The sequence below is a fragment of the Lacticaseibacillus porcinae genome (genome assembly GCF_003946305.1).
GTDB classification, from domain to species: domain Bacteria; phylum Bacillota; class Bacilli; order Lactobacillales; family Lactobacillaceae; genus Lacticaseibacillus; species Lacticaseibacillus porcinae.
The window spans coordinates 97111-121011 of sequence record NZ_RHNS01000001.1; the positions used below are offsets into that span (position 1 = coordinate 97111).

18 protein-coding genes are annotated in these 23901 nt (G+C 47.3%); 1 reads left to right on the forward strand and 17 read right to left on the reverse strand.

Annotated elements, in window-relative coordinates:
• Positions 1–22: 22 nt before the first annotated feature.
• From EKM92_RS00450 to EKM92_RS00505, 13 genes are all read right to left on the reverse strand, one after another.
• Positions 23–4363 carry a PolC-type DNA polymerase III gene (locus EKM92_RS00450; RefSeq protein WP_125706821.1) on the reverse strand — a complete coding sequence of 1447 codons (4341 nt, stop codon included), beginning with the start codon at positions 4361–4363 and terminating at the stop codon, positions 23–25.
• A gap of 180 nt (positions 4364–4543) precedes the next feature.
• A complete protein-coding gene (locus EKM92_RS00455; protein WP_125706822.1) occupies positions 4544–6253 on the reverse strand; it encodes a proline--tRNA ligase in 1710 nt (569 codons plus the stop codon).
• 29 nt (positions 6254–6282) lie between these two features.
• Positions 6283–7524, reverse strand: coding sequence for an RIP metalloprotease RseP (gene rseP, locus EKM92_RS00460; RefSeq protein ID WP_125706823.1), 1242 nt, complete (start codon positions 7522–7524; stop codon positions 6283–6285).
• 12 nt (positions 7525–7536) lie between these two features.
• Positions 7537–8325: a phosphatidate cytidylyltransferase gene (locus EKM92_RS00465; protein WP_125706824.1), complete on the reverse strand. Its 789-nt coding sequence runs from the start codon at positions 8323–8325 to the stop codon at positions 7537–7539.
• A 40-nt stretch (positions 8326–8365) separates the two neighbouring features.
• Entirely contained in the window at positions 8366–9121 is a 756-nt protein-coding gene (locus EKM92_RS00470; RefSeq protein WP_125706825.1) for an isoprenyl transferase, read from the reverse strand.
• Between the two features lie 133 nt (positions 9122–9254).
• Positions 9255–9410 (reverse strand): hypothetical protein, encoded by a 156-nt coding sequence (locus EKM92_RS13520; protein ID WP_164509848.1) that lies wholly within the window; start codon positions 9408–9410, stop codon positions 9255–9257.
• Positions 9411–10058: 648 nt separating this feature from the next.
• The gene (gene frr / locus EKM92_RS00475) at positions 10059–10616 is read right to left on the reverse strand and encodes a ribosome recycling factor (protein WP_125706826.1); all 558 of its coding nucleotides are present in this window, start codon (positions 10614–10616) and stop codon (positions 10059–10061) included.
• Positions 10617–10618: 2 nt separating this feature from the next.
• On the reverse strand, positions 10619–11338 hold the full coding sequence (pyrH, locus tag EKM92_RS00480; RefSeq protein ID WP_125706827.1) for a UMP kinase: 720 nt from the start codon (positions 11336–11338) through the stop codon (positions 10619–10621).
• 71 nt (positions 11339–11409) lie between these two features.
• Entirely contained in the window at positions 11410–12105 is a 696-nt protein-coding gene (locus EKM92_RS00485; RefSeq protein WP_125706828.1) for a ribonuclease H1 domain-containing protein, read from the reverse strand.
• A gap of 55 nt (positions 12106–12160) precedes the next feature.
• Positions 12161–13033, reverse strand: a complete 873-nt coding sequence (tsf, locus tag EKM92_RS00490) for a translation elongation factor Ts (RefSeq protein ID WP_056963277.1) — start codon at positions 13031–13033, stop codon at positions 12161–12163.
• 160 nt (positions 13034–13193) lie between these two features.
• Positions 13194–13970, reverse strand: coding sequence for a 30S ribosomal protein S2 (gene rpsB, locus EKM92_RS00495; protein WP_054714795.1), 777 nt, complete (start codon positions 13968–13970; stop codon positions 13194–13196).
• A 148-nt stretch (positions 13971–14118) separates the two neighbouring features.
• Positions 14119–14400 (reverse strand): GIY-YIG nuclease family protein, encoded by a 282-nt coding sequence (locus EKM92_RS00500; protein ID WP_125706829.1) that lies wholly within the window; start codon positions 14398–14400, stop codon positions 14119–14121.
• Positions 14375–15124, reverse strand: a complete 750-nt coding sequence (locus tag EKM92_RS00505; protein WP_125706830.1) for a tRNA1(Val) (adenine(37)-N6)-methyltransferase — start codon at positions 15122–15124, stop codon at positions 14375–14377. The genes EKM92_RS00500 and EKM92_RS00505 overlap by 26 nt, the downstream gene beginning before the upstream one ends.
• 137 nt (positions 15125–15261) lie before the next feature.
• Here EKM92_RS00505 and EKM92_RS00510 point away from each other — a divergent pair, with 137 nt between their 5' ends.
• Positions 15262–17148: a helix-turn-helix domain-containing protein gene (locus EKM92_RS00510; protein WP_125706831.1), complete on the forward strand. Its 1887-nt coding sequence runs from the start codon at positions 15262–15264 to the stop codon at positions 17146–17148.
• 40 nt (positions 17149–17188) lie between these two features.
• Here the strand turns inward: EKM92_RS00510 and EKM92_RS00515 are convergent, their stop codons facing one another.
• From EKM92_RS00515 to EKM92_RS00530, 4 genes are all read right to left on the reverse strand, one after another.
• On the reverse strand, positions 17189–17827 hold the full coding sequence (locus tag EKM92_RS00515) for an NEAT domain-containing protein (RefSeq protein WP_125706832.1): 639 nt from the start codon (positions 17825–17827) through the stop codon (positions 17189–17191).
• Positions 17820–19766, reverse strand: coding sequence for an NEAT domain-containing protein (locus EKM92_RS00520; protein ID WP_125706833.1), 1947 nt, complete (start codon positions 19764–19766; stop codon positions 17820–17822). The genes EKM92_RS00515 and EKM92_RS00520 overlap by 8 nt, the downstream gene beginning before the upstream one ends.
• Before the next feature lie 229 nt (positions 19767–19995).
• Complete coding sequence (locus EKM92_RS00525) at positions 19996–20598, reverse strand: hypothetical protein (protein ID WP_125706834.1); 603 nt, start codon at positions 20596–20598, stop codon at positions 19996–19998.
• A gap of 88 nt (positions 20599–20686) precedes the next feature.
• The gene (locus EKM92_RS00530) at positions 20687–23857 is read right to left on the reverse strand and encodes a DEAD/DEAH box helicase (protein ID WP_125706835.1); all 3171 of its coding nucleotides are present in this window, start codon (positions 23855–23857) and stop codon (positions 20687–20689) included.
• Between the last annotated feature and the right edge of the window lie 44 nt (positions 23858–23901).

Below are 23901 nucleotides of genomic sequence, written 5' to 3' on the forward strand. Positions count from 1 at the left end.
CAAGTCCTCAGCTTTTGAGCGGCTAAAACAACCCGTCAAATAATGAAAGTTGGTTTTCATCAGGTAAGTGATCCAGCACATGGTTTTCCGTCATGTAGTCGATCAACGTCTTTGACACTTTGCCGCGCTTAGCCAAATCTTCTTTAGATAAGAAAGGTTTTTCTTCACGGGCAGAGACGATTTGCTTGGCAACGTTATCCCCTAAGCTTGGTACTGCGCGGAATGGCGCCAGCAAGGTGTGGTCATCGACGATCAAGAAGTCATGGGCATCAGATTTTTCAATGTCAACCATTTGGATCTTGAAGCCGCGTTCGAGACATTCGTTGGCGATTTCCAAAATCGTTTGCAAGTTCTTTTCTTTGGTCGACGCTTCCATGCCTTTGTCAGTGATTTCCTTGATGGCAGCTTTGACTGCTTCTTTCCCATGACTCATCGCCGCAAGATCGAAATCTTCAGCCCGCACTGAGAAGTATGAGGCGTAATAAACCAGTGGGAAGTATACTTTAAACCAAGCGATCCGCAAGCCCATTAAGTCATACGCGGCGGCATGAGCTTTCGGGAACATGTACTTGATCTTCAAACATGAATCGATGTACCAATCTGGCACTGATTCGTTATCCCGCATGGCTTGTTGCCATTCGTCAGGGATCCCACGGCCTTTACGGACATGTTCCATGATGTTGAAAGCCATGGAGTCATCCATCCCCCAGTGGATCAAGTCCATCATGATATTATCACGACATCCGATCACTTCTTTGATGGTAACGACTTTGTTTTGGATCAATTCTTCAGCGTTACCTAACCACACATCAGTGCCGTGAGATAAACCTGAAATCTGCAGCAATTCAGAGAAATGTTTAGGATGCGTTTCTTCAAGCATTCCCCGGACAAACCGGGTCCCAAATTCTGGAACCCCTAAAGTCCCAGTTTTTGACCCGATTTGTTCAGGCGTGACGCCTAATGCTTCAGTACTGGAAAACAGCGACATCACCCCTGGATCATCCATGGGAATCGACTTTGGTTCGACCCCTGAAAGATCTTGCAACATGCGGATCATGGTGGGATCATCATGTCCCAGGACGTCCATTTTCAAAATGTTGTCATGAATTGAGTGGAAATCAAAGTGGGTGGTTTTCCAAGCAGCGTTTTGATCGTCTGCAGGATATTGGATCGGTGAAAAGTCGTAAATATCCATATTCGCAGGGACAATTAAGATCCCCGCCGGGTGTTGCCCAGTAGTGCGCTTCACACCTGTGGCGCCTTTAGCCAAACGGTCGATTTCCGCACCTCGGATCATTTGCCCAGTATCGCGTTCATATGCTTTGACATAACCATAAGCGGTTTTATCAGCAACAGTGCCAATAGTCCCTGCCCGAAAGGCGTGGTCTTCACCGAACAGCACTTTAATGTAGTTATGAGCGACTGGTTGATAGTCCCCTGAGAAGTTCAAATCGATATCAGGAACTTTATCCCCTTTAAAGCCTAAGAAGGTTTCAAAAGGAATATCTTGGCCATCTTTGACCAGTTCTGCCCCACAGTTTGGACAATCTTTATCAGGCAAATCAAAGCCTGAACCATATTCCCCTTTAGTGAAGAATTCAGAATATTGACAGTTGGGGCAGCGATAATGTGGTGGCAAAGGGTTAATTTCAGTGATTCCAGACATTGTCGCTGCAAGACTAGAACCGACAGAACCACGAGACCCAACTAAGTAACCATCTTTGTTAGACTTTAATACCAGTTGTTGGGCGATGTTATAAATCACCGCAAACCCGTTGCCGATGATCGACTTGAGTTCTTTATCCAACCGCGCCGACACAATTTCTGGGAGTGGATCACCATATAACTTGTGAGCGGTATCCATCACATCTTTGGTTAAGTTCTCTTTCACCCCAGGAATATCAGGGGTGTAAAGTTCATTTTTGACTGGGGTGATGTCGCCATCGATCCAATCCGCCACCACATGGGTATTGTCCACCACGATTTGATGGGCAAGGTCATCAGGTAACCAATTGAAGGCCTCAAGCATTTCTTTAGTGGAGCGGAAATGCACATCTGGTAAGCTGTGACGGTTTAACGGGTTGGCGCCGCCTTGTGAATGGATCAAAATTTTACGATAAATCGCATCGGTTTCATCCAAATAATGCGCATCACCAGTGGCAACGACTGGTTTGTTTTGCGCCTCACCGATTTTAATGATGTTTGAAAGGATATCTTTTAAATGCGCATCGCCTTTGACTAATTCAGCTTCTTTTAATGGTAAGTAGTTGGCTAACGGCTGGACTTCCAGGTAATCGTAGAATTCCGCTTTCTTGGCAGCTTCTGCGTAGCCTTTTTGCATCATCGCAGTGAACACTTCACCACTAGAACAAGCTGAACCGACCACTAAGCCTTCGCGCAGTTTCTGCAACCGAGAACGAGGCACCCGCGGCATCCGGTAATAAGTTTCGACGTTAGACATGGAGACTAACTTAAATAAGTTTTTCAACCCCGCTTGCGTCTTTGCCAAAATAATCGCATGACTCGGTCGACTTTGTTTCCATGCATCGCCAGCCCCAACGCGTGAGTTCAATTGATCTAACGTGGTAATGTCATATTTTTTTGCGGCTTCTTTTTCTAAGGCGTAAAGCAAATAACCAGTCGCTTCAGAATCGGCATTGGCGCGATGGTGATTTTCCAAAGCAATTTTATACGCTTTGGTCAAGCTGTCGAGTTTGTGATTTTTGCGTTCTGGATGCAACATCCGGGACAATTCCAAAGTGTCGACCACAGGGTTTTGAATGTCTTCTTGATTTAAGCGGCGATACCCGGCGTTGATAAAACCCACATCAAAGGTGACGTTATGCCCAACCATGATACTACCGTCACAAAATTGACGAAATTCATTTAAGACTTGGGCTTCAGGTTTTGAGCCATGCACCATGTCATCAGTGATATGGGTCAAGTTGATGGTGAATTCAGACAGTGGAAAACCTGGATCGATCAATTCTTCAAACTCGGCGATTACTTTGCCATCTTGCATTTTAACGGCGGCAATTTCAATGATCTTGTCATACACCGCAGACAAACCAGTGGTTTCAATATCGAAAACAACATAGGTGTCACTAGCTAAATCACGCGGTGCATCAGCGTTATAAGCCACCGGCGTGCCATCATCAACTAAATTGACTTCAACACCATAGATCATTTTCATCCCGGCTTTACCAGCAGCAGTGTGCGCTTCAGGATAAGCTTGCAACCCGGCATGATCAGTGACGGCGATCGCTTCATGGCCCCATTTATGCGCCCGGTTCACATAATCAGAAATCGAGGTCATCCCATCCATCGTCGACATGTTGGTGTGCAAGTGCAACTCGATGCGCTTGTCACCTTCGACGTCGTCTTGAGGTAGTGGATGTTTCACTTCTTGCACATCTTGGGCCATAATGGTCAATTCGCGGGAGAAGTTATCTTCTTGGACACTGCCACGGACGCGTAGCCACATGCCTGCAGCAATGCGGTCAAACATCGCTTCATCTTCAGCGTTATTGGAGAATTTCTTGGCGATGAAACTGGAGGTGTAATCCGTCATTTTGAAAATCAAAAGTTTGCGTTTGGAGCGCAGTTCCCGCACTTCAACGTCAAAAACGTAACCTTCAACAGTCACCGAACGTTCTTCTTCAGTGATCGTAACCATTTGTTGTGGTTCATCATTGGATTTAATACCGCGCCCCATGACAATCGGACCGCTCCCAGCGTTTGGATCAGCGGCTTGGGCTTGTTGGCGTTGTTGAACGACAGCGGCAGCTTTTTTAGCTAATTCAGCAGTTTCTTGCGCTTTTTGGGCTTTGAACGCTTCGATTTGGGCGTTGGCTTTGTCTTCGTCCACGTCAGCGTTTAAATGGAGGGTTTGAAATCCAACAGCGTGATAAGCATCTTCAAGTTTGCCAAGGCCTTGATTGATCAAAAATTGCCGGACCGGTTCATTTTCTGCCAATAGGCTGACGCGACCATCTTCAAGTTTGGGTTCTTGTTTGGTACACAATTCGTAAACTAAGCTCGACTGGATCCCTGCATTTTTGACCACATGCGCCCAGTAACCGGACAGTAGCGCTTGATCAAAGCTAGGATTGGCAGCTTGAATTGACAACCCCACGGACGCAATGTCTTTAAATGCGGCTTGTAGATGTTGCTCAAATGGTGTATACACCGCAACCGGTAAAATCGTCGGCACTGCGATCGTAAAATGATAGTGTTTGGATTTGGTATGCACGGCCACTTGTTGAATCTCAGCTTCTGAAAAGCCAGGATAGTTGGCGAGATCTTGAGGAAGTTGCAGTTGTTCCAGCAACTTCGCGAACATTTCGTGTTTGGATAAAGCCAAAAAACGGCCACCTTTCTTCTGCGACTGCGCGCAGAATTTTGTCATGCATCTAGCTTAACTGTTTTTCTTGCTGGTCACAAGCAGTGATGACAACTGAAGTTTATGCGTATCTTGTGAACAAACTGCTGAAACCAACAAAAAAGCAGCACGTCTTTCGCGCTGCCTTTTCAATCAGTTTTATTAGTTCAATTGATCAAGCAAAATATGCAAGGAATTGATCAATTCCGCCTGCTTGACTTCAAGGGTTTCACCAGTCTTGCGCAGCTTCAATTCAACAATGCCGTCTTCAGCCTTCTTCCCGACGGTGATGCGAATTGGCAAGCCGATCAAATCAGAATCCGCAAACTTGACACCAGCACGTTCGTTGCGATCATCTAACAAGACTTGATAGCCGGCTTCTTGCAAATCATTGGTGATAGCTTCAGCTAAATCTCTTTGTTCGGCTTTCTTGACGTTAACAGGAATCACATGCACATCAAATGGTGCAATGTTCTTCGGCCATACCAAGCCGTGTTCGTCAGCTTGTTGTTCAGCAACTGCAGACAACAAACGCGAAACCCCGATCCCATAAGACCCCATGATGATCGGTTGCGCGCGGCCATTTTCATCTAAGAAGTCAGCGCCCATCACTTTAGAATAACGGGTGCCAAGCTTGAAGATATGACCGATTTCGATACCGCGAGTGAAATGCAAGACCCCTTGACCATCTGGTGAAACTTCACCTTCAGTGACAAAGCGAATGTCAGCAAATTGTTCTGGCGTGAAGTCGCGATCGATATTCACGTTGACCAAATGCTTGCCTTCTGCATTGGCCCCAGCAACTAAGTTCGCCAAGCCTTTCAAAGAGTTGTCTGCGATCACGCGGACTTCTTCATCAACACCCACAGGGCCGACGTTGCCGATCGCACAATGCATCGCAGCTTGCACTTGATCAGGGGTGGCCATATCTAAGAAGTCTGCACCTAACAAGTTCTTCAACTTGACGTCGTTGACTTCATAATCGCCACGAACCAAGGCCAAAACTGGCTTTTCGTCGGCAATGAATAACACAGACTTGATCAATTGGCTGGCAGGAACATTAAGCGCAGCCGAAACTTCTTCAATGGTTTTAGCATCGCCAGTTTCGATTGTCGCCAAATTCTTCGCCTCAGCGTGACTAGGTTGTGGCATCACCATGCTAGTAGCCATTTCCAAGTTAGCCGCATAATCGGACGCGTCCGAGTACACAATGGTATCTTCGCCGATTGGCGCGACGGCGGAGAATTCCTTAGAATCTTTACCACCCATGGCACCGCCATCACCGATGATGGTACGGAAGTCTAAGCCCACGCGATTAAAAATGTTGGTGTAGGCTTTTTCCATTTGTTTGTAGACGACATCGAGGTCTTCTTCAGTGGCAGTGAAAGAATAGGCATCTTTCATAATGAATTCGCGACCACGCAAAACGCCGTAGCGAGGACGGTCTTCATCACGGAACTTCGATTGGATTTGGTATAACACCAAAGGCATCTTCTTGTAGGAGTTGACTGCATTCTTCACCGTGTCAGTAAAGGTTTCTTCATGCGTTGGGCCTAAGATAAAGTCACGATCATGACGGTCTTTAAATTTGAACAAGTTTGGCCCATAGGTTTCATAACGGCCGGATTGCTCCCACAGTTCTGCAGGTAAAATGCTTGGCATCCGCATTTTAACGGCGTCGATTTTTTGCATTTCGTCATCGATAATGTTATCGATGTTTTGTAACACGCGTTCTGCCAATGGTAAGTAGGCATAAACCCCTGCAGAGACCTGGCGAACAAAGCCGGAGCGGATCATCATCTTATGGGATAAAGCCACCGCATCAGCAGGTGCTTCTTTAACAGTTGGGATAAACATGCGAGATTGTTTCAAGGGTTTGCCTCCAAATTATGTTTGCCAGTTTAGAACTGGCGCAAAATATCATTGATCGTCACTGCCACTAACAACAGCACCATCAAGCCAGCACCGATCATCGTGACGATGCCTTCTTTGTCGCGAGATAGCGGCTTGCGGCGAATGATCTCCACGAGGTTCAACAAGATCTTCCCACCATCTAACACTGGGATCGGGATCAAGTTCATGATCCCGAGGTTCAACGACAAGTACGCTAAGAAAAATACCAGGGAGTTGATCCCACCAGCAGCCGCTGAGCTGGTCATGGTGTAAATACCGACTGGACCAGCCAACTTATTTAATGAGAAGTGGCCGGTGACTAAGGACTTCAATACGGTTAAAATCCGCGTCGCCAGCGACCAACTTTGGGTAAAGCCATAAGGAATGGCCGCGCCAGCAGACTTATCCATGTAAGTGGTGACGCCGATCAAGCCTTTTTTCGTGGGGGTGATAGCTAAGGTTTTGGTTGTGCCTTGTTGCTTGGCAACGACTTTAAGGGTCTCCCCTTTGTGTTTGGTGACTGCGGTTTGCAAATCTTCAAAGCTTGAGATCTTGGTATTATCGATCGATTGAATGTGCGCACCACTGACTAATCCAGCTTTATCTGCAGGCGATCCTGCTTGCACATCGCCGATGCGGTTGGAATTAAGTTGTGGCACCCCAGCTAAGAAGCCGACGATGATAAAGGCGATGATCGCAAGAATAAAGTTATTCATCGGACCAGCGAAGTTCACCAACAGTCGCTTCAACACTGGGGCATTTTGAAATTGGACATCGTTTGGCGCGATCACCACTTCAGTCCCATCTGCTTCAATGATGGTGGCATCATGGTCAACTGACCAAGTTTTAAGTTCCGCATCGTTGCCATATTCGAAACCTGAAATGGTCAGTGCCTCACGCAAATCTAAATGATCGACTTGTACGGCGATCCCACCTGATAACGTGACTTTGCTGGAGGTGTTGATGCGAGTGACCACACCATCATCATTCAACGTCAAGGTCAACTGGGTGCCAGGTTTGATGTCGTCTTCTTCATCTTGCCAGCCCGCCATGCGGACATAGCCGCCTAACGGCAATAAACGTAGTGTATAAGTCGTGTTGTGTTTGCGCCAAGCCACAAGCTTTGGCCCCATGCCAATGGAAAATTCCCGCACTAAAATCCCTGAGCGTTTGGCAAACCAGTAATGCCCAAATTCATGGACTAACACTAAAATAACGAAAACAACGATAAACGCTAGGATGGTCGTCATCATGGCCTCCTTTTAAACAATCCCCAATAAATGTAACATTGGGAACACCAGTAACATCGAATCAAAGCGATCTAAGATGCCGCCATGACCTGGTAAGATCTTGCCAGAATCTTTGACACCGTAATATCGCTTCAAAGCGGATTCAACAAGATCGCCGAGTTGTCCAACCACTGATAAGAACAAGGCAATCGCCATCATCGTCCAGAACCCATAAAATTGTGGGAAGAAATGTAAGTAAATCGCCGCAAAAATCAACGCAACAACGTTACCGCCGATCGAGCCTTCCCAAGTTTTATTAGGAGAGATTGCCGGCCACAGTTTATGTTTCCCGATTTTGCGGCCGACCATATATGCCCCAGAATCAGTGAGCCACACGATCAACATCGCAAATAACAAGGTATCCAATCCAGCACCATTGCGGACGGTGATCAAATTGTGAAAACCAGTCCCAATGTAAAACATGGCCAAAGTTGACACTGACACATCATCAAAGCTGGTGTGGTTTTTGGTGGCAACAGTCACTAACAACAAGCAGGCAACTGCTAAGTAGATCAAATCTAAACGGTTGAGGTGCGCTGGTAACCACTTGAAGTAGCTATCAGGAAATACCACTAACAACACGCCAAGACCGGCAAATAAAAAGTCTGCTGACATGATGATGCGCTTGCGCATAATGAACACTTCAGACATCGCAACCAGCGCTAAGGCAGCAGCGGCAATTTCGATCCAAATGCCACCAGCCACTAAAATTGGGATAAAAATGATCAGCGCGACAACCGCGGTGATAACACGTTGTTTCATAAATCAAACTCCTCCATTGATCCATCACAGATCTTGGTTTTTATTTGGACAAACCACCAAATCGGCGATCACGACTTTGATAGTCAGCGATGGCTTGTTTTAATGTCGCTTCCGTAAAGTCTGGCCACAGCGTATCGGTAAAGACCATTTCCGAATATGCCAATTGCCATAACAAGAAATTGGAGATCCGTTCTTCGCCACTGGTGCGGATCAGCAAATCAGGATCAGCGAGTTTGCCAAGTCCTGCAGTCATCAAATGTGAGCTAACTGTCTCAGCTGTGATTTCAGCAGGATCGATATGACCGGCTTGCGCTAAGGTGGCAACTTGTTGGAAGGCCTGCACAATTTCATCGCGTCCACCGTAGTTCAATGCAAAGTTTAAGATCAACCCGGTGTTTTGTGCAGTGTCCGCCACCGCGTCTGCAGCGGCTTTGCGGGTATGCGCTGGCAAAGCGTCGAGTTCGCCCATCACGCGGACTTGGACATTTTCTTTGATCAACTCAGGCACGAAGGTATTGAAGAAGTCGACTGGCAACTTCATCAAATAGTTCACTTCACTGTCTGGGCGTTTCCAGTTTTCCGTGGAAAAAGCATACAACGTCAACACTTTGACGCCGAGATGACTGGCTGCTTTGGTAATGGTTTTGACCACTTCCATGCCTTGTTTGTGACCAGCGATCCGCGGCAAGAAACGTTTTTTGGCCCAGCGACCATTGCCATCCATGATGATGGCGACATGTTGTGGGATCCGCGCGGGATCAAGTTCTGGCAGATTTTGTTTTGCCAACAGGTGAATGCCTCCTTATTCGGCGATACATACTCATTGATTGTAGCAGAAAAACCCCGCCGCTTGTAGCTTCCAGCCAAAAATTACTGGTGATGTCGCAGACTTAAGCAAAAGAAAAACGGTTCGGAACGATTCCCAACCGTTAATGCACTGCCATCAGTAACCCTAATGCCACAAACGCAACGCCAAAGCCGATTTGCACAAAGCGTAACTTTGATTTGGCAAACTTCCCGCGGGTGCTGGTGCCTAACAAAAATGCACCGATCGCAAGCGCGGCAATTTCAATAATGTCTGTCATGTTGACCCTCTTTTCGTTGAAGGCAATTATCCGCTTTCTTAAACAGTCAGTCAAGCAAGCTTACCGGAAGGTCACTGTTGGATAGGTTTGAATTTAATAACTAAAGGTACTTGATATTAGCGAATGAAGGCGTTATCATCATATCGAATTCTATGAGGAGTGAGTGACTTAGCGCAGGTCACCCGTACCACTTCGCGACAGGCGGAAGAGCCTGCTAAACAATCTAAGATTAGTTCCGGTAAGAAACTAAGGAGACTAGCCCGCAGTATCTGGGCGTACAGTTCAGCTCTGCTGGATCTCCTGTTTCAAAGTGCCGGCATTAAAGGGTCCCGCCGTGTGGACTCAAACCAGTTAGAGCCGGGTGTGTTATCTCTATGGTGACATGGGAAGCAAGGCGACGTCTGTTTGCCAACGGCAGTGCAAAGCCTATTAGCGACCAATGTGGTACGGCCACCCGTGACCCCAAGGCCCGCAGCAACGTCCTTGAAATGCTTGATACTGTAGACACGTAATTGAATGGGCTAAACGCCGCAGATCCACGAAGCAGCATGTTGTGTCGTGGATTTGTTGTGCCTTCAGTTCCCTCGCCTGTTCGACGCGACAAAAAAATGACTCACGCGATCGCATGAGTCATCTTCAACGAAAGCCTTAGCCTTCAGTGATTTCTTTTTCTTTGTCACGAGCGATTTGTTCGATGTTTTTAGCGGCATCGTCGATCACTTTTTGAATGTCTTTTTCAAAGCGATGCAAATCGTCTTCAGTAATGTCGCCAGCCTTTTCTTGCTTTTTAAGCTTGTCTAAGGCATCACGGCGTACGTTACGAGTCGCGATCTTCGCTTCTTCTTCGTACTTGCCGACTTCTTTGGCGAGTTCTTGACGGCGTTCCCCAGTGAGTTGTGGGATCACCAAACGGATGGTACTCCCGTCGTTAGCTGGGTTGATGCCGAGATCAGACATGTTGATGGCCGCTTCGATGTCTTTTAAAATCGACTTATCATAAGGGGTGACCATTAACACGCGTGGTTCTGGAATAGTGATGGCAGCCATTTGGTTCAATGGGGTCATCACGCCGTAATATTCCACTTCAATGCGGTTCAATAAACCAGCGTTAGCGCGGCCAGCACGGATGCCACCGAGTTCGCGTTGCAACGCTTCGGCAGACTTTTGCATGTTCGCTTTGGCAGCTTCAATAATTTCATTAGCCAAAATTATTTACCTCCTCGAATCGTAGTCCCAATGTTTTCGCCTTCAACGACGCGACGAATGTTGTCAGCTTCGTTCAAGTTGAACACAACTAACGGAATGTCATTGTCCATCGACAACGTGCTTGCCGTCGAATCCATGACGTTCAAGCCTTTGTTGATGATGTCCAAATGTGTCAGGGAATCAAACTTAGTGGCAGTTTCGACTTTGTTAGGGTCAGCATCATAGACGCCATCCACACCGTTTTTCGCCATTAAAATCACGTCAGCATTGATTTCAGCAGCACGCAATGCGGCAGTGGTGTCAGTGGAGAAGTATGGGTTCCCAGTCCCGCCAGCGAAAATAACGACGCGACCTTTTTCAAGGTGACGCACAGCCTTCCGCCGAATATAGGGTTCAGCGATTTGACGCATTTCGATGGAAGTTTGGACGCGAGTCGGCACACCGATATTTTCAAGGCTGTCTTGTAAAGCTAAGCCGTTCATGACCGTCGCTAACATCCCCATGTAATCAGCTTGGGCACGTTCCATGCCCATTTCCGCACCGGTTTCACCGCGCCAAACGTTACCGCCGCCGCAGACGATGGCGATTTCCACACCGAGATCATGAACTGCTTTGATCTCCTTGGCGATATCTGCGATCACTGGTGGCTTAATGCCAAACCCAGCTTCTCCTGCAAGTGCTTCGCCACTCACTTTGAGGACGATTCGTTTATATTTAACCATTGTCACGATTCCCTTCGTATTTACTGATAATAGTTTACCATAATATTCGCGTTAGCGCGCGATGAACCCATCTATCGCAAGCCCAAAGTTTTTTTGACCAACAAATCGACTTCAATATTGCGATCGATCGGATGGGCCGCGTCATGTGAATGCACTTTATAAAAATCTAAATCAATCGCACCAGCTTGCGCCAAAATAAACTTGCGATAGGCAATCGCGGCTTTTGATTTGGCTTGCCAATGTCCCAGTGCCCATTCATGCACCCCTAAATAATCAGCATAAATCGACAAACGTTTGCATCCATGTTCCTTTGCCCATACGATCGCCGCTTTAACAGCAGTCACTTCGCCGATCACTTGATGAGAATCATCGTTAGGATCTGCAGGCAATGCCTTGGCCAGATGACGTGTTTGCACTTGATCGTCAACATTTGTGATCATCACCACACCATATGCATATTGCTTAGTGGTTTTATTGTACGAGCCATCAGTAAAGGCAATCGCTTCATCAGATCGCAACCGCGCGATATGCGCATTAATGGTCCCATTATCGCTGACAACAGTATAACCAAGATTAGATTGCGCTGGTTTGATTGCAGTCGTCGCATTCACCGCTTGCCCGCCCATAAAAGCTTGGGCGTCAGCTTCAGTGGTAAAACTCTTATATTGGGCGCCAGAAAACCCTGATACTTGCTTTTTAGCAGCATCCCAACTGCGATAGATCCCAGTTTTGCGACCTGCACGCACCGCATAATATTTGCTTGCCATAAGTCCCCTCCTACAAAAAAAGCGCCGCAACTGCGACGCTTTTAGAGAAATCAGATTACTTCATTTGTTCTGCAACTTCAGCAGCAAAGTCGTTGGACTTCTTTTCGATACCTTCGCCGACTTCAAAACGGACGAAGCCTTTAACAGTTGCGTTCTTGCTCTTGGCAAATTCAGCGACCGTCTTGTCGGAATCCTTAACGAATTCTTGGTCAACTAATGAAATTTCAGACAACCACTTGTTGACGCGGCCTTCAACGATACGAGGAATGATCTTTTCTGGCTTGCCTTCACCTTTAGTTTCTTCAGTGAACAAGTCAGTTTGATGCTTCAATTCGTCAGCAGGCACTTGGGTACGATCCAAGTATTGTGGGTTGATGGCAGCCACGTGCATGGCGATGTCACGGGCAGCTTCTTCGTCGCCACCTTCAAGGGTAACTAAAGCGGCAATTTGGCCACCGTTGTGCAAGTATGCACCGAAGTTGTCGCCATCATTCTTTTCAGCGATTTCAAAACGACGCAAGGAGATCTTTTCGCCAATAACGGCAGTCAAAGCTTTGGCTGCAGCATCGATAGTTTGGCCGTCAAGGTCCAATGCCAAAGCGGCGTCTAAGTCAGCAGGCTTGTTAGCAGCAATGGTTTTGGCGACAGCAGTCACATAGTCAGTGAACTTGTCGTTAGAAGCCACAAAGTCAGTTTCAGCGTTAACTTCGATGATGGCAGCAGTGTTGCCGTCAACCGCGATTTCTGCCAAACCTTCAGCCGCGATGTTGCCAGCTTTTTTAGCAGCTTTTGCTAAACCTTTTTCGCGTAAAACGTCGATGGCTTTGTCCATGTCACCATCAGCGGCAACTAAGGCCTTTTTAGCGTCCATCATCCCAACTTGGGTGCGGTCGCGGAGTTCTTTGACTTGCTTTGCGGAAATAGCCATGAATCTTGTCCTCCTAAGGATATATAAGTTTAGGTTTTGTCGAGCACATACGCTCTGGTTTAAAAAACAAGCACTGCCTGCAGATCTTGCAGTCGCGAGATAACAGACGGTGCTTGTTTGTGTTTATCGTCGAGTTCAAAGAACTCTGGGATTTATAGAATTACTTGTTGTCGCCTTCAACGGCTTCAACGATGTCTTCGATGGAGTCAACAGGAGCAGCTGCTGCTTGTTGGTCTTCAGCGTCTTCTTGGTCTTCGCCTTGGTTACCTTCAATAACAGCATCAGCCATTTTGGCAGTAATCAAACGAACGGCACGAATCGCGTCATCGTTAGAAGGAATGATCACGTCGATGTCATCTGGATCAGTGTTGGTATCAACCATGGCAACGATCGGGATGTTCAACTTTTGCGCTTCAGAAACGGCGATCTTTTCCTTACGAGGATCAACGATAAAGATCACATCTGGGATGCGAGGCATATCTTCGATACCGCCGAGGAACTTAGTCAGCTTTTCTTCTTGCTTCTTAAGTAAGGAAACTTCCTTCTTAGGCAGCTTGTCGAAAGTGCCGTCAGTTGCCATCTTCTTGATGTCTTTAAGACGCTTGATCCGAGTTTGGATGGTGTTCCAGTTGGTCAAGGTCCCACCAAGCCAACGATGGTTAACATAGTATTGACCAGCGCGGGTTGCTTCTTCAGCAATGGCATCTTGGGCTTGCTTCTTAGTGCCGACGAATAAGAATACGCCGCCTTGAGCAGCTTCATCTTTAACGAAGTTGTAGGCATCGTCGATCATCTTAACGGTCTTTTGCAGATCGATGATGTAGATACCGTTGCGTTCAGTGAAGATGAATGGCTTCATCTTTGGGTTCCAACGACGGGTTTGGTGACCGAAGTGGACACCCGCTTCAAGCAGTTGCTTCATGCTTAATACAGACATAATAGTCCTCCTAAAGGTTTTGTTCCTCTTGCCGCGTCATATCCGCTTCGACTCGCTAGCGAGCACCAAGATTTGGATCGGCGGCAATGTGGATTGTGTGTTCTCACACTCAAAATATCATACGCCAAGTACGCGCCCTTGACAAGCCTTACCAGTGAATTTTATGCGCGGTTAAAAATGCTTCCTTTGCCGCGCGCGTTTGATGTTTAAAATGCCACTCTGCTGACAAGGCGTCATGCTTAGAGGCAAAGGCTTCTGAATAAAGCAAACGCACCGGCCGGCGAGCTTTGGTGTACTTGGCGCCGCGCCCAGCATTATGCGTCGCGACGCGCGCGTCGACATCATTGGTGAAGCCCCCATAAAAGGTCCCATCGGCGCATTTTAACACATAGAAAAAATATTCCTCAGCCACGATCGGCCTCGTTTCCATATAAAGCCCGCGCAACTTCTGGGGTGTATTGCCCTTGGGTGTCATACACCACGATCGGTGGCATAATCCGGATGCCATCAGGTTTGCCAGCTTTAACGGCTTCAATCAACACCATGTTTGCTTCACGATCAGCTTTAGGATGAATGAAACGAATACGCTTCGGCGCAAGTTTGGCTTCCACTAAAGTCTGCAACAGTTCTGCTAAGCGATCTGGACGGTGCACAAAGAAAGCTTTGCCTTGGTATTTCAACAAGTCACTCGCGGTTTGCGCGACAATTTGAAATGTCGTCGTTAGTTCATGGCGTGCTAATGCCAAATGATCATTGGGATTGGTCACATGGCCTGGATCTAATTTGAAATACGGCGGGTTGCACGTGACAACATCCACAGAATCTTTCGGGACAACTGTGGTGGTGTCTTTTAAATCTAGTTGATGGACATCCACATTAGTGAAGTGATTCAAATCAACTGAACGTTTGGCCATGTCCGCTAAGCGTTGTTGTAATTCGATCATCGTCACTTGATTGTCAGTGCGCGAGGCCACAAATAACCCCACTGCCCCATTGCCTGCAGCCAGGTCAACGACCCGCGAATGTTTTTTCACCACCGCAAAGTCTGCCAACAACACTGCATCAAGGGAAAAGGCAAACACTTCCTTTGATTGAATGATTTTGACGCCAGCAGCTTGTAACTGATCGATCCGTTCATCTGGATGCAAACTCATCGACTCCTTGAATTCCTAGATATCATTCAGTATAGCATTGCCACCACAACGATGAAAACTCACTTAGTAATTGCACCAAGCCCGCCGCTTTGGTAAAATTCAGGCGATCGAATTGATTGCAATCAGGAGGGACAACGATGAAAACTTTGAGTATCGGCGAATTTGTGCGCCAAGTGCGAAAAAATCGCAAACTCTCACTAGATGACGCCGTTGTTGATGCTGGGTGTTCAGCGGCATCGCTGTCTCGCTTTGAACGCGATCAAAATGACTTGAGCTTATCGAGCATGCGCCAGATTTTGTCAAACTTGCAATTGACTTATTATGATTTGGAGCATTTCCAAGAACAACGTCAAGATAACTTAGCGCGTTTAACTTATTTCTTATTTATCGCACAAGATACTGAGGCGCTGAAAACATGGCAAACCAACTTTTGTGCTGCCCATCAACCACATGGTGATCACCGGTCCTTACAATTTGCTCAATTGATCTTATCATCTACGTTGCGATCACCTTCAAATCACTTGCCATTATCTGAAGGCGACGAACAATTGATGGCAGACTTTTTGCAACCTTTTGCCGGATGGCGACTGTCCGTTCATACCTTGGCGATCGCAGCTGGCATGACCAATGCGTCACATGAACTGCTTGAAACGATCACTGAGCGGTTGATCGCTTATGTGCAAGCTTTCAACACCGAAACCATCGGTGATGCTGTAATCGGAGCAGCGGATCTCGCGCATTTATGCATTCACTTGCTCGCCCATCGTGAAACGAATTTATTGAAACAACTTTATCCCGTGTTGCAACACTATCAGCGCTTGCGTCAAGCGCATAAAGATATGGGGACGATTGAAGCCGAGGCAGTCCACGCCGCGCCACTGGTGATGTTTGTTGACGCGGCTTATACATGGTTGCGCCAACAAACTGGTGATGCCCAGATGCAGATCCAAACGTTGTGCACCAAACTCGACGCCCTTGAATGTACTGATTTGTCTCATTATTTGAGGAACTGTTGGTCCATGATCCAAGCAGGACGTTCGACCTGGCATAACCCCACCTTGCGCGCGCAATCGCGGAATTTGACCGTTAAACGCTGGGGTTTCAACGGGCCGACGATCGCTGCGATCCGCCAATTATACAATTTGCAATTAGCCGATGTTGCCATTGATTGGACGCCTGCCACGCAATCGCGGTTTGAAACCGAGAAAACGCAACTAGGATTTCATGCGGTGTTGACATTAAGCAACACCTTATTGTTGGATGCTAGACTTTTATATGAACATTATTTTGAAGACATGCAAGCCCAGCTGTTTGACCGGTTCAATCAACAACTCCAACAAGCATCTGAAACCAATGTCCAAACCGTCACAGCTGCCTTGCAAATTGCTTTAACTTCTGCCCCCAAACAGCCGCATGGTCGCTACTTGATGGTTAAAGGTAGCTTAACAGCTCGTGCTGCGATGCATTTGATCAATCTTGGGATGACTTGGTCGCAAGTCGCACCACTATTTGATCAACGCGCCATTGCCGACGAAGTGATGAGCGGGTTTTGTAGTTTGAAACATTTGGAAGTCTCAGATCTGGCCTTATTTATCAACTGTTCAAGTTTGTTGAACGCCCAACAACAAGTCACCGGCTGGCAATGGTTGAAAAAACATGCCGCCTTTGATTTGCCCCACACCCGTTTGACCGCAATTTTAGCTGGAGAAGTCATGTATGCTTGCGGGATGCAAGCCTCTGTGGCGGCGATCAAATCGTTAAATCCTGAATTTGAACCACTGTGGGTCAATCGCGTGTGGCCGAGTTCAACAGTCGCAGCCAGTGGCGCTCACTTGATTGCCCAAGCTTACCTCCATCCTGAAGACGCCAAAACGATTTGGGCAACAATTGATGAAAATGCCGAAACAATGGTGAAATTTGCGCAACCAAAACCCCACACTGAGTTTTGGATCGGTAATATGTTTCAATCAGTTGTCCAAGATATTCAACCTGTTTATCAAGCTTGGCTAGCCAAACAACCATAAAACCCACCAACGTCTGAAGGTGGGTTTTTAGGTGTTGCGATCATTTCATTTTTTTGTGAAGCACCCACCAAGCCGACAAACTGGCCACCATCACCATACTCAACCCGCCTGCGATCAACACTTTGGTTTGCGTGGCGCGATTGGCTGCGTTGAGGCGGTTGACGTTAATGATTTGATCCTGATTTGAACGCGTCACCTTGATCGTTTTCTTGATTACAGTTTGGCGACTTGCTGGTTGCGGTAGGCTTGGTAGTTGGGATTGATCGAATTTGAAACTTAATTTGTGTTGGGCTGCATAGACGCCCACGACATTAATGGCGATATCAGAATTGATCACCTGCGTTAAATCGTGCGTTTCAAAGGCATATTGATACTCGTAGCCATCTTCATCACGAGCTTTGACGACATTAGCCGGCCCGACCCCATTGACACTTAGCACAGTGACTGGCCAAGCCCCAAGACTGCTGGCAGTGTGAATGGTCATCGTGACCAAATAGTCATCCCCATTGATCACGACTTGCGCCGGTTGCACATAATATTTTGCTGCAAGGGAAGTTTTGTTCGTGCCATAAGTCAGCGTTTGATAAGTGACTGCCTTTGCAAAAACTGCATGCGATACTCCCACTCCGGCAACCAGCGAAATCACTAGGCTCAAAGTCCACAGAATTTTTTTAATCATGAGCCACCTCCAAGCGGTTACGTCGACGTAACCAGATTGCCCCAAGCAATATCAGTAAATCGATCACAATAAATCCTAATAGCTCCCAACCGATCGGATATTTTTTCAATTGTGGAAGCGACTGATCTGATTGTACCGACTGCGTGCTGTGGTTGGTTGTTTGATGGGTTGCTTGAGCCGCTGCGGCGGTTTTTTTAATTGTGATCGGGGTTTTTGCTTGCAGTTTGGTGGCCGGGGTCCCTTTTGCACTCGCACCTAAAATATTGGCAGTTTTGGCAAAGGCCAATTCAATTTGGAACGACTGATTGTCAATATTTGCCATCGGCACACTCATCACAATCGTTGCTGGCACCAGTTGATCTAACGCGGCGGCATCCGCCACGTGAAAGCCAAAGGTCCAAACATCTTCCCCGCCGATAGTGGTATGCGTCAATTGCAACACCTTCCCGCCATTAATACTTTGTGGGGTGAATTGCACCATACCAGCAGGCACACGAACCGTTAACAATACCATAAAACCAGTCGCATCTTTCACAATGTGGGCGGTATGGGTGAAATACTGGTTCGCCGTTGAAATGGCGTTACCGCTAGCATCCAAAACCGTATAACTCACATTTTGTTGCGCGAGGCTCGCATTGATCGCATGCGCGTTTTTGTTGACGCCAGAAGGTACGGCGTTGTTGACCATTGAGGGGTAACGCAACTTTGGTGCCTTGGGGTCTAGTTGTGCCTTTTGTGGGGCTAAGTCGATCAGTAAAAAGGCGTTTTGAGTCATTTGCGCTGCTCCTGGCACTGAAAGTGAAAAGGTCACAGGCATCGCATAATTTAGTTCAGCATTCGCCAAGGTGAAGACCAGATCTGCAGAATCACCATGTTGATTGGTGATTTTCCCTAATTGTCCCGCCACGCGAATTGCTTTGATATATTCGGCACCAGTGGTATGCAAGGTCATTGTCGTATGGGTGGCGTTACGCACCACGATCGCAGTAGGATCGATAAATTGCTGCGCTGCTGAAGGCGTCGTGGTCAGTTTGCCATTGTTTGCTTGATACAATCGAGCAGATACCGACCCTTTGGCTGCGTTTGTTGAAGTTGAAGCGGTTGGTTTGCTAGTGGCGACTGGGTTCGCAACGGGTTTAACGACTGGTTGTGTCGCCTGCTGTTGCGCGATCGCCGCTGGCTTGCTCGCAACTGCTGGTAGCAGACTGTGTTCAAACACCAGATCCGCCTGTTGCGTCATATTCATCACCGACATTTTCGCCGTGATCGTCGACGCTTTGAACTGATCATCCACGTTGAACGTCAAATCTGCGGTATCTGCCGTCGGATGAGTGATTATCGCCACTTGCGACCCAATGGCAATACTTTTGATGGCAAAGGCATTTTTGATCAAATGTAAGGTCACGGTTGCAGGGCGTCCGTCCGCCATCGTGACTGTCGCCTTTGGTGAAAAGAAACTATTTGCCAGCGATGGCGTCGACGTTCCAACTTTGTTGACTTGAAATTTGACCTGTTCGCTGTCGGGTGCCAGTAACGCTTTGGCAAACACCAAGTCAGCTTTTTGCGTCATGTTCATCACTGACATTGTTGCTTGCAAAGTCGTCGCTTTAAATTGATCATCAACCGCAAAAGTCAGATCCGCAGTATTGGTGGTTTGATCGGTGATTTTAGCCGCTTGGTTCCCGATCGAAAAGCTTTTGATCGCGAAAGCATTTTTGGTGATATGTAAGGTCACGCTGGTCGCTTGGCCATCTTTCACCGTCACTGTCGCCTCATGCGAAAAGAAAGCATTGGCCAATGACGGTGTCGTGGTATCAGCTTTGTTGACTTGATAAGCCACAGTTTCAGTGGTCGTGCTAGCAACCACTGAATGGGCCTGACTTAACCCGATAAAAAAGCCGAAGAGTAATAACAGTGTGAACCCGTAAGTTTTTTTCATATATTCCACCTCACTGTGCGTCGATGTGAAGTTTATTGTAAAGCCACCGGCGCTGATAAAACGACCAAGATTTCGCAAAAAAGCTTGTCTTGACGGTAAAGGAAGCGCTTCACATGTTGATTATTATCGAACTTCACTTTAGAATCAACGTTTTGGCGAAACTTCAAGAAATCCCACAGATTCGCACAAGGACAAAAAAATCCCCGCTAGGTTCAGCGAGGAAATGAAATCAGTTAAATTGCAATGGGAACTGCCAGACTTGGCGATCGACCCCATGGCGATCAGGTTGTGACACCGCGATCGGTTTTGCAGCCTTGGTCGCTTGCCCTAAGTATTGATAGCGACGATGTGGCGCTGGTACGAAGACATAAAGTGCTTGGGTTTGTGCATTGGCCAACGTCTTGTTTGGCGCCTTGGTCAAGCTTTGGTCCCCTGATTGCCCAACGCCAGAAAACAGTAGCTGCCTTTGAGCATTACGTTGATCGTCAGCTTCTGCGATCAATACCAAAGCGTTTTCGCCTCGACGGATCCGACCAGAGGTTTGCCCATCAAAGTGTTGATTAATTTCAGCGTTAGTATAGGTTTGATCAACGATAAACGTTGGCGTAGCAGCGGTTTGTGATGCTGGTTTTGCAGGGGTTTGAGGTTGTTGCGCCAAAAACGCTGCTGCCACATTTGGATCGAGGAACTTCATCGTCCCATGTGCGATCACTTGACTTAAACCCAACACCATATCGCCTTCAGAAAAACGTACCGTGACCAAGTCACCTTGGACGTTGACAATTTGGCCAACGCCGTGTAATCGGTGCAATACCCATTGATTCAAAATCAAAAAAAATCCCTCCGTACTGAGTTCTGCGAATATTCGCAAATTTAATAATATTATTATACCGGAAAACGCCACGCGACGCACGTTTTGACTAAAGCTCAGGATCCAGCCCTAAAATCGAGCGAATATCATCGTCACTTAAGGTCGCTTTATTTTGCGCGCCAGCCATGACGACATCCACTAAGTCGCGTTTTTTAGCTTGAAGTTTGGCAATTTGCTCTTCAATGGTCCCTTTCGTGATCAACCGGTAAACATCCACTTCATGTGCTTGGCCTAGCCGATGTGCCCGCGCAATGGCTTGATCTTCCACTGCGGGATTCCACCACAGATCCACCAAGATCACGAGATCGGCGCCAGTTAGATTCAGCCCAGTGCCACCGGCTTTCAACGAGATCAAAAACACTGGCACTTCGCCAGCGTTAAAGCGATCCACCATGCCTAATCGTTTTTGCGGTGGCGTGCTACCACGCAAGGTGAAGTAAGTTAATGCCGCCTCATCTAATGCATTGGCGATTTGATCCAACATCCCAGTAAATTGTGAAAATACTAACACATGGCGGCCATTTGCAACGGCTTCTTGCAAGAGGTCCATCAATTGTTCAAGTTTCCCAGAGCCGCCTTGATAGTCTGGCAAATACAATGCCGGCGTATCACAAAGTTGACGCAGCCGAGTCAACCCAGCTAAAATCGCCAGTTTATTTTTCACCAAACTTTTGGCATCTAAACCTCTGACTTGCACTTGCATTTGCTGCAACTGCGCCAAGTAAACCGCTTTTTGTGCTTTGGTCATTTCATTGGTGAGGTTTGATTCCACACGCGGCGGCAAGTCTGGTAAGACGCTTTGTTTGTCGCGACGCAAAATAAATGGGGCAACGCGGATCGCAACAGTCTCTGGTGTCAGCTGCTTGAAAGCTTTAAGCCCTGGCAACAAGCCTGGCATCACCAATGCAAAAATCGCCCAAATTTCATCGGTGCGATTTTCAATTGGAGTCCCAGACAAAGCAAAAGTATTGATCGGATGCAACTTACGCAACGCTTGATGGGTTTTAGAAGCACCATTTTTGACAAATTGGGCTTCATCCAACACCAAGTAGCCAAGTGGGACATGGGTATATAAATCAATATCGTTGCGAACGCTATTGTAGCTGGTGATCCACAAGTCTGCTGATTGTGCTAATGTGGCTTTGCGCTCAGTTTTAGTGCCGTCGACCACTGCAACTTGTAAACCTGGGGCAAATTTTTCACATTCAGCTTTCCAGTTGTATAACAAAGACGCTGGTGCGACCACTAAACTCGTATGGGTTTGATCTTGATGATTATTCAAGAAACTGATCATTTGCAAGGTTTTCCCTAAACCCATTTCATCCGCTAAAATACCACCAAAGCCATGACTATTCAGCATTTCCAACCACTGGACCCCACGCTGTTGATAAGGGCGCATGTCAGCATTGATTGGACGCTGGCCCACAACCTCAAACTGTTCTGGATGTGCCAGATCATTGGCGATCGCTTCAAACGCCTCATCAAAAGCAGCCTCGTCACCTAACGCCGAGCGGACTGCTAATGCTTGTGAGGCAGGTACTTGGAGTTGGCCATGGTCAAACTTCGCTTGGGTGCGCAGTTGTCGCAACGCCTTGGACACGCGGCGCAATTGATCATCGATCGGCACCAATGCACCATCGGCTCGTTGCAAATATGGGCGATCCACATCTAACTGCGCCAACATGTCGTCAATTTGACTGGCAGAAACGCCTACCATTGAAAAATTGATCGCCAACAACCCATCTGCTGCTTTCACTGCAACTTTTGGCGCCAAGGTTGCACTATTTTGCCACATCGCTTGAAGCTCAGGATCTAAAGTGACCACCCCGTTTTGTTTCAAGTTTGGCAATTCCGCCACAAAAAAGGTGTATAAGACATCTGGATCGCGAAAGCTTTTACGCCAGCCGTCATCATCAACGCTAAATCCTAAAGCCTCAAGATAAGCTTGCGCTTGGCGTTCTTGGGCTAAGTTACGCAAGGCAGCATCGCGTTTGACCACGTCGGTTGGGGTTAACACCTCATCGCCATAATCAAAGCGTAAAGTGAGGATCAAACTTTGCTTTTGTTTGCCGAGGTCAAACCTTGGTGTCATCTTCGGCACATGCATGATCTTAGGCGTGTCAAGCGACGCGATCGGCTGCAGATAGGTCAACAACTGCCGCAAGCTTTCTCGCTCATCAAAACTAAACGTTAACGACAAGGTATCCCGTTCAACGAAAAATTCTTCTAATACCCGCTGAATCAAATCAAATTGCGCAGGCGTCGCCTGATAAAAGTTTCCGCCGCGGATCATCAACTCATCGCTGATCACCACCGCATCGAAATCTTCGTGAAAATCAAAGCGATAGCCGTCATCGGTTTTGGTCACTGAGCCGGTAAATAACGCCTCTGACGCCGCAAACGGCAAAATGGTTAACTGATCATAAGCCGTTTGATTCCCTAAATCCACAAACACAACATGTGCCATTTGTTGCAAAGGTTTCACAACTCGCGAAAAGTCCCCGGGATTTAAAAGCGCCAGCCGTCGGTAGATTGATGCCGAGCCACTGAGGCGTACTTGCTCAACCGGTTGCGTGTTGCTTAAAATCCCGATCAACCGCCGTTCCGGTTCACCAAAGGCTTGTGGTGATAAGGTAAAAACATGTTTATGGCCAGCAAGGGCCAGGCGTTCATGACTGTGATATGCCATCAGAAACTCTTGCATGTCGCGCACCGCAAAAAAACGCCCATCAGTCGCGTTGGCCAAACGCAATTTAACAAATAAACGCGCTTTTTTGGTCCAGTCAGCAGCCACGTAAGCGTGGATCTCTAGCGTTGCTTCAAGCAATAACTGATTTTTGGTCGCTGGCTTCAATCCATGAAAATATTGCGGTTCTGGCAGATCCAACGCGGCGACAAACCGCGCCCCTTGCGACGCATCGCCATGTTGCGGCAAATTGGTATTGGCCGCGACGGCTGCTTCAATGGTTTGATCTTGCGCTTTGAAATACAATTCCACTGCAGCAATGTGCTTGCAGTAGCCATGGGTTGGGAAAAAAGGACAGCTACAACTATCTTGACTCGCCCGGATCCCTACGATGACATCATAAGCATGTTCGCCATATACCCGCGCTTCGATCACTTTCAAATCAGGATCAATGGCAATGATCTCGACTTTGTGAGCCGCAACGATCGCTTTGCCACGACTCCACATCACACTAGGCATTTTTCGATCCGACATCTGACTTGACCTCACTTTTTCAATACCCACAGTGTAACACAAAT